The sequence below is a fragment of the Phycisphaera sp. genome, assembly GCA_025916675.1.
Classification (GTDB): Bacteria; Planctomycetota; Phycisphaerae; order Phycisphaerales; family UBA1924; genus JAHCJI01.
This window is the reverse complement of the sequence record CP098402.1, coordinates 178,941-194,975: the sequence shown is the minus strand read 5'-3', so window position 1 is coordinate 194,975 and position 16,035 is coordinate 178,941. Positions and strand designations below refer to the sequence as shown.

Annotated in this window: 16 protein-coding genes; 6 read left to right on the top strand and 10 right to left on the bottom strand. The window is 67.6% G+C overall.

Going from position 1 to position 16,035, the window contains the following annotated elements; all coding sequences use genetic code 11:
• Positions 1–2: 2 nt before the first annotated feature.
• The 4 genes from NCW75_00835 to NCW75_00820 form a co-directional block, all read right to left on the bottom strand.
• The gene (locus tag NCW75_00835; protein UYV12847.1) at positions 3–581 is read right to left on the bottom strand and encodes a hypothetical protein; all 579 of its coding nucleotides are present in this window, start codon (positions 579–581) and stop codon (positions 3–5) included.
• Between the two features lie 9 nt (positions 582–590).
• Positions 591–764 (bottom strand): hypothetical protein, encoded by a 174-nt coding sequence (locus tag NCW75_00830; GenBank protein ID UYV12846.1) that lies wholly within the window; start codon positions 762–764, stop codon positions 591–593.
• A 161-nt stretch (positions 765–925) separates the two neighbouring features.
• Positions 926–1,954 (bottom strand): aminoglycoside phosphotransferase family protein, encoded by a 1,029-nt coding sequence (locus NCW75_00825; GenBank protein ID UYV12845.1) that lies wholly within the window; start codon positions 1,952–1,954, stop codon positions 926–928.
• Positions 1,955–2,007: 53 nt separating this feature from the next.
• Positions 2,008–2,727 carry a gamma-glutamyl-gamma-aminobutyrate hydrolase family protein gene (locus NCW75_00820; GenBank protein ID UYV12844.1) on the bottom strand — a complete coding sequence of 240 codons (720 nt, stop codon included), beginning with the start codon at positions 2,725–2,727 and terminating at the stop codon, positions 2,008–2,010.
• 66 nt (positions 2,728–2,793) lie between these two features.
• On the opposite strand from NCW75_00820, the gene NCW75_00815 reads away from it, so the two are divergent.
• The gene (locus NCW75_00815) at positions 2,794–4,212 is read left to right on the top strand and encodes a DUF4340 domain-containing protein (protein UYV12843.1); all 1,419 of its coding nucleotides are present in this window, start codon (positions 2,794–2,796) and stop codon (positions 4,210–4,212) included.
• Here NCW75_00815 and NCW75_00810 read toward each other — a convergent pair.
• On the bottom strand, positions 4,206–5,333 hold the full coding sequence (locus NCW75_00810; protein UYV12842.1) for a hypothetical protein: 1,128 nt from the start codon (positions 5,331–5,333) through the stop codon (positions 4,206–4,208). The genes NCW75_00815 and NCW75_00810 overlap by 7 nt on opposite strands.
• A 160-nt stretch (positions 5,334–5,493) precedes the next feature.
• On the opposite strand from NCW75_00810, the gene NCW75_00805 reads away from it, so the two are divergent.
• Positions 5,494–6,171, top strand: coding sequence for an MBL fold metallo-hydrolase (locus NCW75_00805; protein UYV12841.1), 678 nt, complete (start codon positions 5,494–5,496; stop codon positions 6,169–6,171).
• A gap of 79 nt (positions 6,172–6,250) precedes the next feature.
• Here the strand turns inward: NCW75_00805 and NCW75_00800 are convergent, their stop codons facing one another.
• Positions 6,251–8,434: a hypothetical protein gene (locus tag NCW75_00800; protein UYV12840.1), complete on the bottom strand. Its 2,184-nt coding sequence runs from the start codon at positions 8,432–8,434 to the stop codon at positions 6,251–6,253.
• A gap of 195 nt (positions 8,435–8,629) precedes the next feature.
• Between NCW75_00800 and NCW75_00795 the strand changes: the two genes are divergently transcribed.
• Both NCW75_00795 and NCW75_00790 read left to right on the top strand, forming a co-directional pair.
• Positions 8,630–9,067 carry a hypothetical protein gene (locus NCW75_00795; protein ID UYV12839.1) on the top strand — a complete coding sequence of 146 codons (438 nt, stop codon included), beginning with the start codon at positions 8,630–8,632 and terminating at the stop codon, positions 9,065–9,067.
• Between the two features lie 108 nt (positions 9,068–9,175).
• A complete protein-coding gene (locus NCW75_00790) occupies positions 9,176–9,796 on the top strand; it encodes a hypothetical protein (GenBank protein ID UYV12838.1) in 621 nt (206 codons plus the stop codon).
• Between the two features lie 10 nt (positions 9,797–9,806).
• Here the strand turns inward: NCW75_00790 and dxs are convergent, their stop codons facing one another.
• Positions 9,807–11,774 (bottom strand): 1-deoxy-D-xylulose-5-phosphate synthase, encoded by a 1,968-nt coding sequence (gene dxs, locus NCW75_00785; GenBank protein UYV12837.1) that lies wholly within the window; start codon positions 11,772–11,774, stop codon positions 9,807–9,809.
• A gap of 138 nt (positions 11,775–11,912) precedes the next feature.
• A complete protein-coding gene (locus NCW75_00780; protein ID UYV12836.1) occupies positions 11,913–12,830 on the bottom strand; it encodes a polyprenyl synthetase family protein in 918 nt (305 codons plus the stop codon).
• A 46-nt stretch (positions 12,831–12,876) separates the two neighbouring features.
• On the opposite strand from NCW75_00780, the gene NCW75_00775 reads away from it, so the two are divergent.
• The gene (locus NCW75_00775) at positions 12,877–13,524 is read left to right on the top strand and encodes a MotA/TolQ/ExbB proton channel family protein (protein ID UYV12835.1); all 648 of its coding nucleotides are present in this window, start codon (positions 12,877–12,879) and stop codon (positions 13,522–13,524) included.
• On the opposite strand, the gene NCW75_00770 is transcribed toward NCW75_00775, so the two are convergent.
• On the bottom strand, positions 13,499–13,924 hold the full coding sequence (locus NCW75_00770) for an EVE domain-containing protein (GenBank protein ID UYV12834.1): 426 nt from the start codon (positions 13,922–13,924) through the stop codon (positions 13,499–13,501). The genes NCW75_00775 and NCW75_00770 overlap by 26 nt on opposite strands.
• A gap of 76 nt (positions 13,925–14,000) precedes the next feature.
• Positions 14,001–14,552 (bottom strand): hypothetical protein, encoded by a 552-nt coding sequence (locus NCW75_00765; protein UYV12833.1) that lies wholly within the window; start codon positions 14,550–14,552, stop codon positions 14,001–14,003.
• A gap of 337 nt (positions 14,553–14,889) precedes the next feature.
• Between NCW75_00765 and NCW75_00760 the strand changes: the two genes are divergently transcribed.
• Positions 14,890–16,029, top strand: a complete 1,140-nt coding sequence (locus NCW75_00760) for a hypothetical protein (GenBank protein ID UYV12832.1) — start codon at positions 14,890–14,892, stop codon at positions 16,027–16,029.
• The last annotated feature ends 6 nt before the right edge of the window (positions 16,030–16,035 follow it).

Below are 16,035 nucleotides of genomic sequence, written 5' to 3'. Positions count from 1 at the left end.
GCTTAGGCGTTCTCGTTGGCCACGGGATCGATCGCCATGCCCGAGACGGTGGCCTCGAACGCGACGCGATCGCCCACCAGCCCCTGGACGTTCGCGCTGAAGCGGCGGCGGCCGAACTTCACCTCTTCGCCCAGCACGATGAGCTCGTCGCCGGGGGCAACCATCGAGCGGAACGCGGCGTTCTCGATGCGCAGGAACGCGGCCAGGTAGGGCTCGCTCTGCCGCGCCAGGAACATGAAGCACGCCAGCTGCGCGCCGGCTTCGATCTGGAGCACGCCGGGGAACATGGGCTTGCCCGGGAAGTGGCCCGCGACCCAGAAGTCGTCTTTTGAAATGGTCTTGGCCGAGATGGCCTTCGTGAAGCCCTCGTTGTGCCAGATGAGGCGATCGATCAGGCGCATGTGCCCGCGATGGGGCAGCACGCGCTCGACGCCGGCCGCGTCATACACCGAAGCCGAACGATCGATGCCATCGAGAGAGAATAACAAGCCCTTGACCTCCCCCGATGCGGACGCGGGGCCACCACGGGCGCTCGCGCCCGCGGGGCTGGTGACCGAAGTGTCGCTCGAGATCGTCGGCATCGGGTTCGATCAGTCCTGCTTGCGCATCTCCAGGACTTCCTTGCGGAGATCCTGAGCCAGGTTCTTGATCTCCTGCATCGCCGTACGAACACGCGTGCCGGCGGCCTTATTGCCCGCCTTGACCTTGTCCATGTCCTCGGCGATGGAATCGAGGACCTGCTTCATCTGCTCATATTTTTCCATGGACTGGTCTCCCACATAAGGCCCGGTGCATTTCGGCCCCACGGGCCGGCTGTGATACTTCCCACCCCCAACGGCCGGGGCAAGCGTGGGCACCGCCCCAAGACACCGGAGCGGGCCAATTCGAAAAATTCCGACCGAACAGCGTCCTGCCAGACCCCAGTCTATCCCCCCAGAGTCCTCACGGAACGCTCCAGCACCGCCAGGGCACCACTTAGGTAGATCCCGTCGCCCTCGTGATCGAGGTTGGCTGGGGCCGCCGCCGAGGCGATCAGCCGCTTGCTCTGGAGCAGCCTGGCGTAGTCGGGCTCGACCGGCAGGCCCGCGTCCCGGCGGGCCCGGGCGATCCGTGAGACGGGCTTGAGCCCGTACAACCGCTCGCTGCGGCCCCAGAACTGCCGCTCGAGGTACAGGCCGTCCTCGGCCCAGTGGCCCGGGCGAACCAGCCCCAGGTCGATCAGGGCACACTTCTGGCCCTCGTGGCCGTGGCCGTTGTTCGACGCCTGCCGCCACATGGCGTTGGCAGGATGCACGTCGCCGTGCAGCCAGGCGTTGACCGGGCGCGCCTTCCACATCGAGAGGGCCTCGGGCAGCAGCTTGCGGGCGTGCTTGAGGGCGTTGTTCCAGTGCTGGGCGTCGGGGACGGCCCCGTCGTGGGCCATCTGTCGCGCCTGCTCGTGGGCGTGGGCCCAGTCGGGGTCGAAGGCCGTGCCGTGCGGGTCGAACTGCCGATGGGCCCGGATCTGGAAATCGCTGGCGGCCTCGATCAGAGCCTCCAGGGCGTGCTTATCGAAGCTGGTGGCCACCGTGCCGCCCTCGAACCGCTCGACGACCAACCAGCACAAGTCGTACGAGCCCAACTGATCGGCCGACGCCAGCACGCGTGGGGTCGAGAGGGTCTGGCAGTCCGGAGAGGTCCAGCCCCGCTTCCAGCACTCGCCCAGGGCGGTGGCCCAGCGTCGCTCGACCGGGCCGACGGGCACCTTGACCATGCACGGCACGGTCTGGCCGTCGTCAAGGGTCCACGTCGAAAAACCGGTGGCGGCGCCGCCGCGCTGCCAACTGGTCCGGAACCATTCGATGTCACCGAGGTTGTCCCCCGCCGCCTGCTTAACGGCCGGGGCGAGCATGGCCCCGAGCGCCAGCGGATCGCTGGAGTCCAGAGCCGTCGCGTTGGGCTGCGGATCGGCCATCGCCGGGTGGCGCCTCCCTTGCCCGAAGCCCAGGCCTTGCGTGCGGAGTCGTCCTAACCCCGGCAAGCCTGAACGAACACACTGTACACGCCCAAACCGAGCGGACCGTTTCCGCTAAGCTCGGGGTGCCACTGGATCCCTACGTAAAACGACCGCTCGGGGTTGTGGATAACTTCCACTACCCCATCGCGCGCAACCCCCGCCACGGCCAGTGAGCCCGCATCGGCGACCGCTTGGCGGTGTCGGCTGAGTGGATTATCGGAGGCTGTCGTGAGCCAATTTGGTGCGCCCAATTTTGCCTCGATGGCGTGGGGCTTGTGCCAATGCGCCGCCCAGGCCTCGCCCAGCGTGTCGGGCAAGTACTGGTCGAGCCGGCCGCCGGCCAGCAGGGCCATCATCTGCATGCCGTAGCAGACGCCGAGCGCGGGCAGGTTGGGGTGGCCTTCCAACGCGGCAATGAGCGCCGCGTCGTAGCTCTGGCGGAGTTCTTCCACGGGCGTGATGCGGGGATCCGTGGGCTCGCCGAATGGTTCGGTGCGTGGGTCGTCTCCACCAATCAGCAGCACGCCGTTGACGAGCGAAAGTTGCTCGGGGATCTGCTCAACCACTGGCGGCAGGACGATCGGCAGGCCCCCGGCGGCGATGATGGCATCGATGTACGTCATGCGGCAGCAGGAGCGCGGGGCGGGCGGGGCCGCGGGGTCGCTGCTTGGCGCGATGTCGACATCGCCGGCGATGCCGATCAGCGGGCGAATCCTTGGTTGCTGGCCCATAGCCGGCCTCCATGCCGATGGTGCGTTCGAGCGGCCCGTGTTGGGGCGTGGGAGTATGCTGCGCCAATGCCCAAGAAGCCGGTGATCATTGCGTTGGCGGCGGCCATCATCATCGTGGTGGCCTCGATGTGGCTGCTGCGAACACCATCGGCCAGCGCGACCGCCGGGCCGCAGCCGGTTCTCGATACCGACGCCGCGTCGATCGTCGCCTTCGAGACAACGGGACAGGATGGCGGCATCAGCCGCGTCGAAAGGACCCTGTTGGGCTGGCAACTGGTGGGCGAGAGCGGCCCGCCGTGGGCCGTCCAGGATGGTCGAGCACGCGCCGCGGCGCGCATCCTCGCGGACCTTCGGGGCCGGCCGGTGGAAAGCCCCGGCGAGCTGCCACCGGTGGCCTCGACGCTGACCATCACCGATGCGCGAGGCCGGAAGATGTCGCTCGGCCTGCGCGAGCCGGTGGTCGGCGGGCGGCGTGTGATCGACCGCATCGACGCCGACGGCACCATGCAACGGTTCTCGATCGACGAGCCGTTGTACGAGGCGTTCGCCCAGACCGGGCTGTCGGCGTGGCGGGACGAGGGGCTGCTCGGGGCGCTGCCGGGCCGCCCGGCGCGGATCGAACTGACACGCGGCGCCTCCACGCTGGAGCTGGCGCGCGTCGAAGGCAGGTGGTCCTTACGCGCGCCGGTCGCCACCCGCGCCGGTGGCGACGCCGTCGACGGCCTGCTCCAGGCCATCGCGCGGTTGCGCGTCGAACGGTTCGGTGAGCCCGCGCCGCCTCTGCTGGACGCAGCCGAGCCGGTGACCATCACCATCGAGGCCGACACCAGCACGCCGGGCGAAGACCCCGCGCGACCGATGCGCGCCACCGAGCGCGTCATCCTGACCCTGCACGGCCCGGCGGATACGGGCGGCCGGCTCACGCTGGTTGGCGTCACGCGCGAGCGCGCGGAACGCCGAGCGGATGCGAGCGTGGAATCGCTTGGCACCACCTACGTCGCCCTCGACCTCGAACCCCTGCAACAGGTCACGCTCGAAGCCCGTGGATTCGTCGCCACCACGGCGCTGGAGGGCGACGCGTCGCTCGTCGCGGGCCTGCGGCTCGATGACCGCGAATACACACGCACCGCCGACGGCTGGGCCGAGGGCGAAGTAGCGTTGCCAACCGAACGCGCCGCGGCTTTGGATGCCATCGCCGCAATGCTCACTACAACGGCGATGTCTGGCGTAGAACTGACCGAAACCCCCCAGCCGCTGGGCCGCGCTTCGCGGCCCGTCACGGTCAACGCAACGACGATCTCGGGCGACCCCCTCGGCTCCGCCGATGGACTGACGCTCATTGTCGTCGAAGCGCCGGGCGGTGCCGCTGGTGCCCTGATCGTCGGTGGTGGCGTGACCCGCGAGTATCTCGACGCGCCGAGCCTGGCCGCGTCTCGCGCCGCACTCGTGCTGAGCGAACCGGTCGTTCCTGACGACGATCAGTAACCGCTGGAGACCATCTTGGCGGCGCGCTCGCGGATGCCGTCGAGCAGGTCTCGCACCTCCGCGGCCATGGTGCTGTTGGGGAACTCGGCGATGATCCGCTCGCCGTGGTTCGATGCCTCGACCCATCGCTTGTCGCGCACGGCCAGCTTGAACTTGGCACCCAGGTTGTCACGCGCCTTGCCGATGACGCCACGAGCCACCTCACGGAACGGGGCGGCCTCGTCCTCGCGCAGGTGCTGGTCGAGCCGCTTGAGCAGCTCCATGGCTTCTTCGACGCGATCGTCCTCGGCGGCTTCCAGGAACTGGCGTTCCAGGTCGGCCTTGAACCGCTCGACCTCGCGATGCACCCGCTCGGGGGCGGCCTGGGCGCGCGGAGAATCGGGGAAGGTCCGCGCGATGCGGACGGCCTCGCGCTGGGCCTCATCCCACTGGCGGTGCAGCACCAGTTCCTCAAGCTGCGCGATCGCAGACCCGAGCTGGTGTTCGAGCGTTGCCCGGCGGGATCGGTCGATGCGGCGCCGGAAGTCTTCGGCGTCCTGGCGATACCCAAAACGGTCGGCCAGTTCGCTCGAGAGCACCAGGGCGGCATCCCAGTCTTCGGCGGCGATGTCTTCTTCGATCGCACGACGCAGCAGCGTGCGCTCGCGCGTGCGATGCAGCACGCGGCGGGCGTCGTCGCTGAGGGCGGCCTGCTCGCCGAGGGATCGCAGGGCCATGGTCGTGGTGTGCAAGTCCTCGCGGGTCTTACGGACGTCGCGGACGAGGTACACCAGCCCGACCGACGCGGGCGCGAGCACGACGGCCAGCACCATGGCCAGCAGCCCCGCCACGCCCATGCTCTCGGGCACGAGCAGGCCGGCGGTGGTCACGACTTCGCCGGGCGTCAGCGCCGCCTGGGGGTCGCCCGACAGGAGTCCCTCGATGTCGATGCCCGCGGCGCCGGCCACCGCGGCCGGTCGGAGGGCCCACATCACGACGGCGGCCGCGCCAAGGGTGAACACGAAGCCGTGCACCAACAGGACCAAAGCCATGGGCCAGCGGCTGGGCCGGGCCTTGGGCACGTTCGGTTCGGGAGCGTTGTGCACGTTGGGATTCGTCTCGGGCTGCTGATGGTGGCTCATGGTTCGGCCCTCCATGCCGGTTCGGCGCATCCCCGCCTGAACACTATAACGGCTTTGGGGCCGTCTTGATGCACTCCAAGATGCCCAAACGGGCCGATTCCGGCCTTGGTTCGCCCCTGTGGCCGCCCGTGCGGGCCGGGAAGGTGGGTACACTGGGCCTATGGAGCCCATCGATATTTCCGGACTCGTGCCCGAGCAAGGCAACAGTGCCGCCCTGTGGACGATCAGCCTGGGCCCCTTCGAGTCCAACACGTACGTCTACACGCCCGATGGCGCCAACGCGTGGGTGGTTGACCCCGGCTTGGGACCCAAGGCCGTGATCGACCAGGTCAAGGACGCCGGGCTGGGCGTCACGGCGGTCCTGCTCACCCACGCTCACGCCGACCACATCCTGGGCCTCAACGACTTCATGGACGCCTTCGCGGGGACGCCCCTGCTGATCCACGAGGCCGAGAAAGACTGGCCGAGCGACCCGGCGCTGAATCTCAGTGCCGCGTTCGGCACGCCGTTCAGCGGGCCCGAGCCCACGAGGCTGCTCCAGCACGGCCAGGAGATCTCCATCGGCGACGAGGCCTGGACCGTCCGGCACACGCCGGGCCACAGCCCGGGCGGCTGCGTGTTCGTCGCTCCCGGCGGTCGGCTGGCCATCGTGGGCGACACGCTCTTCAGCGGCAGCGTCGGGCGGACCGACTTCCCCGGCGGCGACTTCGATCAGTTGGCCGACAGCATCCGCCGCGAAATCTACTCGCTCGACGGCTCGTGCCTGTGCCTGCCGGGGCATGGCCCCACGACCACGGTGGCCCAGGAGCGGTCGCACAACCCGTTCGTACGCCGATAACCAAAACACAAACCGGGATCGACCGCAAGGCCGACCCCGGTTTGCTCCAAGGAGGGGACACCGCTGAAGCCGGTTGCGTTTAGCAGCCGGCGTCGAATTCGCTTTGGAACGCCAGGAAGTCGAACAGGGTCAGGCTGCCGTCGCCGTCGAAGTCGGCAAGGAGGTCGCCCGAGCTGAAGGCGCTCTGGAAGGCCAGGAAGTCGAAGATGGTCAGGTTGCCGTCGCCGTCGAGGTCGACACGGCAATCACCACACTCGAGGCCCTCGATGATGAACGCGTCGATGGCGACTTCCATCACCGAGTCGTTGGGGCTGTCCGAGACGGTGAATCGCACCTGCACCTGATCGGTCAGGCTGATGTGGTCGGACAGGGTCCATCGCATGTTGGACCACGCGTCGCCGCCCATCGAGTGGTCGACCTCCTCGAGGGTCACCCAGCGGGCTCCCGCGTCGTCGGTGATCTCGATCAGCAGGCGATCGCCATCGGCAACGCCGGCGCGCTGGTCGTCGTTGGAGAACCACCGGGCGTAGCTGAGAACGGCGTTGCCCGGCACGCTGGTGAGGTCGAACACCGGGGTGGTCAGCGAGGTGGGGCCGCCGTCCAGGTCGATACCGCGATCGGAGCCGGTGAGGTAGGCGTTGCCCGAACCATCGAAGTCGGCCCCCGGGGTGCCGCGGAAGCCATCGGGCTCGCCAAGCTCCCAGCCGCCCTCGGCCACGTCGCCGCTGATGGCCCACCCGGGCGCGCTCTGGAAGTCCTGGTTGACCGTCGTGATCACGGCGGTGGCCGCCAGCGCGTCGAAGGCGGTCGTGGGGGCGCCGAACGGCTCGATGGTCTCGCGACCATCCGACGTCGCGCGGACGTAGTACTCGACGACCTCGCCGCACTCGAGCGTCGGGAACGTGGCCTCGAACTGGTCGCCGCCAACGGCGACCAGTGGCGCACTCTGGAACGCGCCGCCCTCGACCGAGTAGAACAACTCGGCCGAGCCGGGATCGAGCGTGCCGTCGACCTCGATGATGGTCACCTCGAAGCTTTGCGGCGAGCCGGGATCGACCAGGTCCAGGTCGGGGACGGAAATCTCGATGCCGCGGATGGGCGGGCAGCAGACGCCCAGCGGGTTGGCGAGCGCATCCTGGAACTCGGGACGGTCGATGGCCGTCCCGTTGTTGCCCGACGTGGTGCTGCAGCCCGCGTGGGTGTGGACGCCGATGGCAAGGCCGGTGGTCTCGTCGAGCACGGGCGAGCCCGAGTTGCCGCCGCTGGTATCGGTCTGGTACGAGATGCCAAAGCCGTCCTTCGCGACGTACGGCCCGAGGTGGGTCTTCTGGATCTGGTTCCACTCGCGGGGCACGCCGCTGCCGGTCGTGCCGTAGCCGGTGATGCGGATGTCACCGGTCGAGATGGGGGCTTCCATGGCGAGTTGGTAGAACTCGCCCTGGGCCTGGCCGGCGGTCAGGCCGGTGTCGCTGTTGGGGAAGGCGCCGAAGTAGGCCCAGTCGTTGCCGATGCCCTGGCCGCCGTTGCTCTGCATCGAGTCGTCGTCGACGGGATACTGGTCTTCGGGTGCGGCCATCACGATGGAGCCGGTCGAGGTGCTCATGGGCACGTTGAACTCGACCACGTCGGCGCTGAACGTGCAGTGGCCGGCCGTGATGAAGCACTTGGCGCAGTCGTCGATGAGCCATGCCGTGCAGCCAACAGGCAGCAGCCGGGCGTTGCGTGCGTCATCGGAAGGCATGCGGTCATCGGTCGGGCCACAGATGCTGTCAAAGCCGGCACCCTGGGTGAAGCCGCTGCCGGCGGTCAGGCCGTCGATCACCACGCGGCCGACGCCATCGCCCGGACGGGCCAGCACCTCGACCAGCAGCGTGTCGCCGTTGAAGTAGGCGGTCTTGTGCTTCCACTGCTTGATGGTGTGGCTGGTCAGGTGCTGGTCGTGCTCGTCCTTCAGGCTCGTGATACGCAGCCGCATGTTGGCAGGCAGCACCGTCGACTCGGCATCGAACCGCACGCGGCTCCACCCCGCACCGGGCGCGGTCAGCGTGGCGCTGAAGATGACCTCCTCGCCCTGGCCGGCGCCGGGCAGGCCCAGCGGGCCGCTGTCCAAATGGCTCACCACGTCGTACTGCTGGAGCGGGTCGGCGACCTGGGCCTGGGCCGAGGCCGTCACGCTCAGGGCACCGCCGCACACGCACGCCATCATCATCGCCGCCAGGCCGCCCCGGCGAACGCTCTTCGATACCTTGGTGAGATTGCTCACGGTCCACTCCTCGGAATTCAGTGGGCCCTTGGCGACCCGTAGGGTAGGGAAAACAAAGAACCCCAACACAACCCGAGCGGTCCCCTGTCCGGCCGGCGTGCTGATGGCGTCTACGCCGCCTCCCAGAGGCTCGTTTCGCGCCACTTACCCCCCGACGGGTCGCAACCATCGATCGAAGGACCGGTATGGTGTCCCATGCGGCTCGAAACCACTCCACCAGCCGTTGCGAGCAGGGTCCGGCTGATGCGGTCGATCACGCTCTGGACGCTCCGCCTCGCGGGGCTCGCGATGCTCATCCGGGGTGTATACCTGTGCCTCAACCGGTTGGCGTTCGGCCTCAGCCAGGCAGACATCGCCCGTGGCTGGAACGCCCACATGGGCGTGGGCGAGAGCCACATGATGGCCGCCGGCGTCGCCGCCACGATCTTGGGGCTCGCCCTCATCCTCACTGCCCGACCGCTCAGCCGCCTTGCCATCGCCATGCCCGACCCGGGCTGCCCGGCGTGCGGGCACACGGGCGAGGTGGACGGGCAGGGGCGGTGCGTGGAGTGCGGTTGGAAACTGACGAGCGACAACGATGCTCCGGGTTCGAGCACCGATGGCGAGCCAGATTCGGGAAATTCGGCTTCATAGATTGGAAAAACCCAACCGAAATCTCCTTGGGAATCCAATGGATTCTGGTATACTGCTCACAGTGATCATGGATCATTAAATGGGAACTGCCAGCAGAGAGGTGGGGTCATGATGAAGCGCGCCGCAACGATTGCCCTAGTCGGAACCATCACCGGAACAGCCGTGGCGCAGGAAATCTGGGCCGGGTACGACGTTGAGTTCAGCAAGACCGACGGTGCCGACTGGACGCTGCCTGAGAATCAGGATCGCCTGACCGACGCCGTGTGGATCACGCGCGCGGACACGCAGGGCATCTTCAACATCGTGACCGAGAGCAGCTATACAAAGAGCTTCAGCCCCGAGGACACCCGCTGGGCAGCGGGCACCACAGCCGACCTCGGCTCGCTGGTGTTTGATTGCTGGGAGTGCCTGATTACCCGACCGTCGGTCATCACGCTTGTTGGCCCATTGGTCGTTCACCTGGTCAGCGAGGACATCTACATCGACATCCAGTTCACGGGATGGACCGGGGGCGGCGCGGGCGGCGGGTTTGCGTACATTCGAGGTACGAGGCCCGACACCTGCCGGGTTGACCTCGACGGCGATGACGAACTCACCATATTCGACTTCCTGGCCTTCCAGAACCTGTTCGACGCGGGAGACCTTCTTGCCGACTTCGACGGCGACGAAGAACTCACCATATTCGATTTTCTCGCGTTCCAGAACGAGTTCGATGCCGGCTGTCCGTAAGGGGCCTGATTCAGACCTCGACGCCTTCCGGCGCACCGCTTGATACAGCCAGCAGCGCCCGCACCTGCTTCTCAATGCCAGCCGCGTCGAGCCCCACCTCGGCCAGCTGCGCCTTGCGGCTGTCCTGCTTGATCCAGCGGTCGGGCATGCCGTGACGGCGGACATCGGCGTTCCTCAGGCCCATCTCTTCGATGGCTTCGAGCACGGCGCTGCCGAAGCCGCCCAACAGGGTGTGCTCTTCGAGGGTCAGGATGGGCACGCCGGCCTCGACCAACTCGCGGATGAGCGAGCGATCGACGGGCTTGGCGAAGCGGGCGTCGTAGACGGCGATGCTCGCGTCGCCCGCCATCGCCTCGGCCGCTTGCACCGCGGCGAGCGCCGGCACGCCGAAGGCGAGGATGGCAGCGTCGGGTTTCTCGCTCGGCTCGGTGAGGAGTCGGGCCTTGCCGAGCTCGAATGGCGGGCACGAATCAGCGAACCGATCGGACACGTCGTCGCGCGGGTAGCGCACGCTCGACAGCCCCCGGTCGTACTCGCGCATGAACTCGAGCGAGGCGATCAGGCTCGACTCGTCGATGGCGGCCATGATGGCCGCGTCGGGCAGCGTGCGCAGGAGCGAGACATCGGCAAAGCCGTGATGCACCGCTCCGTCGCCGCCCACCAAACCAGCACGATCGAGGCACAGCCGCACCGGCAGTCCCTGGAGCGAAGCCTCCTGGAAGGCCTGGTCATAGGCCCGCTGCAGGAATGTGCTGTACACCGCGAAGAAGGGCTTGGATCCGGTCTTGGCCAGGCCCGCCATCATGTCGAGCGCGTGGCTCTCGCAGATGCCCGTGTCCCAGACTCGGCTGGGAAACTTCTCCATCGCCGGCGTCGTGCCGGTGCCGTCGGGCATGGCGGCGGTGCAGGCGACGACCGACTCGTCGCGCTCCATCAGGTCGACCAGGGCATCGCCGAACGCGCTGGTGAAGCTGCGCCCGCCGCTCTTGACGACGACCTTGCAGCCCTCGGATTCGAGCTCCTGCCCCTCGCTCGCGGTGAACGGCTGGGGCGAGTGGAACGTCCGCGCGTCGCCCTCGGCGAACGCGAAGCCCTTGCCCTTGACGGTCTTGACGTGCAGCACGCACGGCCGATCGAGGTCCTTGACCGTTTCGAGGAACTCGATAAGCGTGGGCAGGTGGTGGCCGTCGATGGGGCCGACGGTGAGCAGACCGAAGTGCTCGAACCAGGTGTTCTCGGGGGCACCGTCGCCGACCATGGCCTTGGCGGCCTCGCCCATGCGGTGGTAGGCGTCGCGGATGGCCTCGCCGCCGGGCACGCCCTTGAGCAACTCCTTGGCGTTCTTCTTGAGCCCGGTATAGGTGTGGCTGACGCGCACCCGATCGAAGTGCTGGGCGAGCGCCCCCTGCGGGCCGGCGATGGACATGCCGTTGTCGTTGAGCACGACCAGCATTTGTCGTTTTAATGTGCCGGCGTTGTTGAGCCCCTCCATCGCGACGCCGTTGACGATCGACGAGTCGCCGATCAGGGTCACGACGCGGCGGCCATCTTTACGGGTCTTTGGGTCGTACGCCTCGCCGTTGAGCGTGTCGCCGCGAGCCATGCCCACGGCGGTGGAGATGCCGGTTCCCGCGTGGCCAACGCGGAAGAGGTCGTACTTGCTCTCGTCGGGCTCGGGGAAGCCGCCCATGCCCTCGCGCGTGCGCAGCTTGCTCAAGAGCGGCAGGCGGCCGGTCAGCAGCTTGTGGGGATAGCACTGGTGGCCGACGTCGAACAGCAGGCGGTCCCAGCCGAAATCGAACACGCGGTGCATGGCGATGGTCAGCTCGACCACGCCCAGGTTGGGTGCCAGGTGGCCGCCGGTGCGCGAGACCTGCTCGCAGATGGCCGCCCGGATCTCGCCGGCCAGCTGCTCGAGCTGATCCATGGACATCTCGCGCAGGCTTCCAGGGCCGGTCAGCGTGTCCAGTAGTGCCATGCGAATCCTCCAAATCCCGTGCCGGCCGACAAAAGGCGGCCCCCAACCCTATTTCTTAGGCGGAATCCCAATTGTTTTCAATGATTCTTGAAAATATCAGGATGATCCCTCCGCCCGAGAACCCCGACCCCATCGGCCTCATCGCGTTCGGCTGGCCAGCACACGTGCCAGATCGGCCAGATCTCCACCACCCTCGCCCATCGGCTCGATCACCGACAGGCACTCGTTCAGCAATTTGGCGACTTCGGCTCGCGATGCCTCGACCCCCAGCACGCCGGGAAAAGTCAGCTTGCCGGCCTCGGCATCCTTACCCGTGCGCTTGCCCGCCTGTTCGGTCGATTGCTCGACATCGATCAGGTCGTCGACCACCTGGAACATCAACCCCACCGCCTCGGCGTATCGGGTGATGGCATCGAGGTTGGCCTCGCTGGCCTTCGTGCTGATCGCGCCCATCCGGCAGGCTGCCCGGAGCAACGCGCCCGTTTTCCAGCGGTGGATCAGCCGCAACCGCTCCTCATCATCCGACACGCTCTGATCGAACCCGCCCAGCGAGTCGAGGGTCTGGCCGTCGATCATCCGGGCGCTGGCGTCGGCCAATTCGCCGATGAGCACGCCCGAGAGGGCGGGGTCGCTCACGCGATGCGCCAACGTCCAATAGGCCGCGTTGAGCATGGAATCGCCGGCGAGCAGGGCGGTGGCCTCGTCCGCGTGCACGTGCAGGGTGGGCTTGCCCCGCCGCAGATCGTCGTCGTCCATGCAGGGCATGTCGTCGTGGACGAGGCTGAAGGCGTGGACGAGTTCGACCGCAACGGCGGCGGGCAGGGCGGCCTTGGTGTCTCCGCCGCAGGCCCTGGCGGACATGAGGGTAAGGGCCGGGCGCAACCGCTTGCCACCGACCAGGACGGCGTAGCGGGCCGCCTCGTGCATGGGTGCCGATTGGCAGACGGCGTCGATGACCTCGCTCAACTCACCATCCACCAGCGACGCCAACTCAGCCACGCGCGACTGCATGCGGGCTTCCAGGGCATCGAGTTGGGGCGCGGGCTGGCCGGTCATGGGGCATACGGTACGATCCCGACCCCTTCGGCACCGGAGCGACAGCGTGGAAGCCCTTCTCACCGCCATCAGGCATTGGTTCGACGTCGGCGGCTGGGTCATGCTGCCGCTGGCCCTGGTCAGCCTGCTGGGGCTCACGGTGGTGTTCGAGCGATCGCTGTTCTGGGCCAGGCTTACCGGGCCGGCGGTCCGCACGCGCACCTCCAAGCTGGCGGCCAAGCTGCGGCAGGGTGAATTCGCCGGCGTCATCAAATCGACAGCAGAGCGGCGAGACCCGTACTCCCGGCTCGCGCGAGATCTCTCTGGGGACGTCACCGAACCCATCGGCGAGGCCCAGTCCCGCGAGGCGATTGAGGCCCAGCGGTACGCCGTCGAACGGTTCCAGGGGACGCTGAGCATCATCATCACCGCGGCCCCGATGCTGGGCATCTTGGGAACGGTCACGGGCATCATCACGAGCTTCGCGGCCATCGGCGAGGCGGGCGACAGCGACCCGAGACTGGTGGCCGGCGGCATCGCTCAGGCGCTGTACACCACGGCCTTCGGCCTGGCGATCGCCGTCGCGGCGCTCTTCCCCTACGCGATCTTCAAGGGGCTGGCCGATCGGGCGCTGACTCGGCTGGAACTCCTAGCCGCGTCGGCGATGGAAGGGTCCGCCAAAACGAAGCCTACAGGCCCGCCATCTGCCGGATGATCTTCTCGAGCTTGGCCGGCACCGGCAGCACGCTGAGCCTCGCCTGTCGCACGAGCTCGAAGTCCTGGAAGCGATCGTCGGCCTTGATCTCCTTGAGCGTCACGGGCGTCTTGGCCTTCTTGCCGGCCGACACGTCGAACAGCGGCGCCTTCATCTCGCCTTTGCCGTTGAGGCCCGGGTCGGACGGATCCTCGTAGGGATTTGTGACGATCTTGACCACGCCCATGATGGCCTTGTCGTCGCCCGTGTGGTAGAAGAACGCCTCATCGCCCTTGCGCGTGGCGCGCATGTGCATGCGGGCAGCGTTGTTGGCCACGCCCGTCCACGCGGTGCGTTTGTCCTTCACCATGTCGTCCCACGAGTAATCGCCAGGCTCGGTCTTGATCAGCCACATCGCCATGCACCAGGATAGCCAAAAACAAACAACCGCGTGCTGGGCACGCGGTTGCTCAGAATTTGGCATGGAAGTTCGGAGTTTACTGGGGGGCCTTGGCCAGTTCCTTACCGGCCTCGCACTTGCCGCAGCAGGCGTCGGCATCCTCGCCGCAGGCGTCGGCATCCTCGCCGCAGGCGTCGGCATCCTCGCCGCAGGCGTCGCCCGCGCAAGCCGAGCCGCACTCGGCGGCTTCGGTGGTGGTCGAGATCATCTCGACCTCGGCGGCCTCGCTCGAGCAGGAGGTCTTCTCCGAGCACGAGCTCTCGCAGCTCTCGGTGGTCGTGGAGATCATCTCGACCTCGGCGGCCTTGTCGGTGCAGGCGGTCTCCATGCCGCAGGCGCTCTCGCTGCCGCACGACTCGCCGGCCGCGTCGGTCGCGACCAGGGTGGCGGTGCTCTCGCTGCCGGCCTTCAGGGCGCAGCAGGAGTCACCCGTGCTCTCTGTGGAAACGGCCTGGGCGTTCATCTCGGTGCCGCTGATCGGGCAGGTCGAGCAGTCGCCCGACATCATGCGGTAGCCCGCAACACCCAGTACGGAAAGGCCGGCGATCGTCGCGATCACGATGCTGGTGGTCGAACCCTTGCGCTTCATCTGCTGCCTCCTGAAAAGGTCGTGTCTCGCCGGGCCGAATTCGGAAGGCAGGCGAGCGTCAATTGGTGCTTGAGTCCCCCAAGCGTATCCACCGCACGGCACGCTGCCAGCGGCTTCGCATACACAAGATACCTGATTCGGCCCGATTTGTTCCCGATCTCAGAAAGGTTTGTCCCTTATAGGGATATCTCCTAGAAGGTGAGTGTCCGGCCGATAACGGCGGATCCGCCCGGATTCACCCGCACAACCCACGCCGGACGTTCAGGCCGGCTGCGCACTGGCCGATGACGTCCTGGGACTCGGATCCAGGTACGCACGCCCGAAAACAGGTCGGCCAATGGCACCACACGAAGACCAGCACCATGTCGAAGGCGGCCCCGATATCGGGGAGCGCGAGGGCTACGAGCACGACGGAGATGCCAACGAGGCCCACGACCCGCACGACGCCGACGTCGACAACGTGCTGGCGTCGATCGAACAGGAGTTGAGCGCCCTGGTCGAGCGGTGCGAGCAGACGGCCGCCCAGCATTCCAAGGAACTCACCCAGCGCCAGGCCGAGATCGATCGCACCATCCAGATCGCCATGAAGCGGCAGGTCGAGATCGACCGCCAGACCGCCGAGTTGCGTGGTCTTGCGGACGAGGTCGTGCGTTCCGAGGCCCAACTAGCCGAACGCAAGCGTCGCCTGGCCGCCCGGCTGCGCCGCCGCCGAGAGCGGATGTCGGCGCTCACGACCAGGGCGGTGGACGACCACGCCCGTGAGGCGGCCGAGGAGTTGGAAGCGCGGGCCCAGGAACTGGCCAAGCGCGAGGCGAGCCTCGCGGTGGATTCGGATGCGATCAAAGCAGACGCCGAGGCGGTCGAGCAAGAAGCGGCCCGGCTCAAGGAAGTCAGGCAACTCGTCGAGGAGCAGGCGGGCCTGACCGCCGAGCATGCCCAGAGCATGGAATCCCTGCTGCACAAGCGCGAGCAGGCGTCGCTCGAACTGATCGAACGCCTGAGCGATGCTTGCGGCCTCGCGAACCGCGTGCGCGACCTGAGCGACCAGGTGCGCGAGGGTCGCTTGGAAGTGCGCGAGAGCGCCGAACGGGCAGAGGAAGCCGGGCACGAGGCCGCGGAGGCTCGCTCTGCCCTTGATGCTGCACGAGCGCGGATCGCGCAGCTCGAGTCTCGCGTCGAGGGCCTAAGCCGAGAGAAGCTGCTGATGGAACAACGTTCTTTGCGTTTGGAAGCAGACCTCGCAACCCGAGAGAGCCACTTGACCCAGCGCGAGCAGCGCGTGCAGAAGGAGGCCCTGCGCCTGGCCGACGACCAGGCCGCATGCGACTCCAAGCTGCGCGAGCTTGGCGACAAGCTTTCCGAGAGCGAGCGACGCGAGCGTTCGCGTCGGCTCGACCCCCGCACGCCGCTGGCAATCACCTCGATGCCACTGCCCGTGAGCGTGCGCCGCCGCCCCGAGCTACGGCTGGTGAACTAGGCCCAA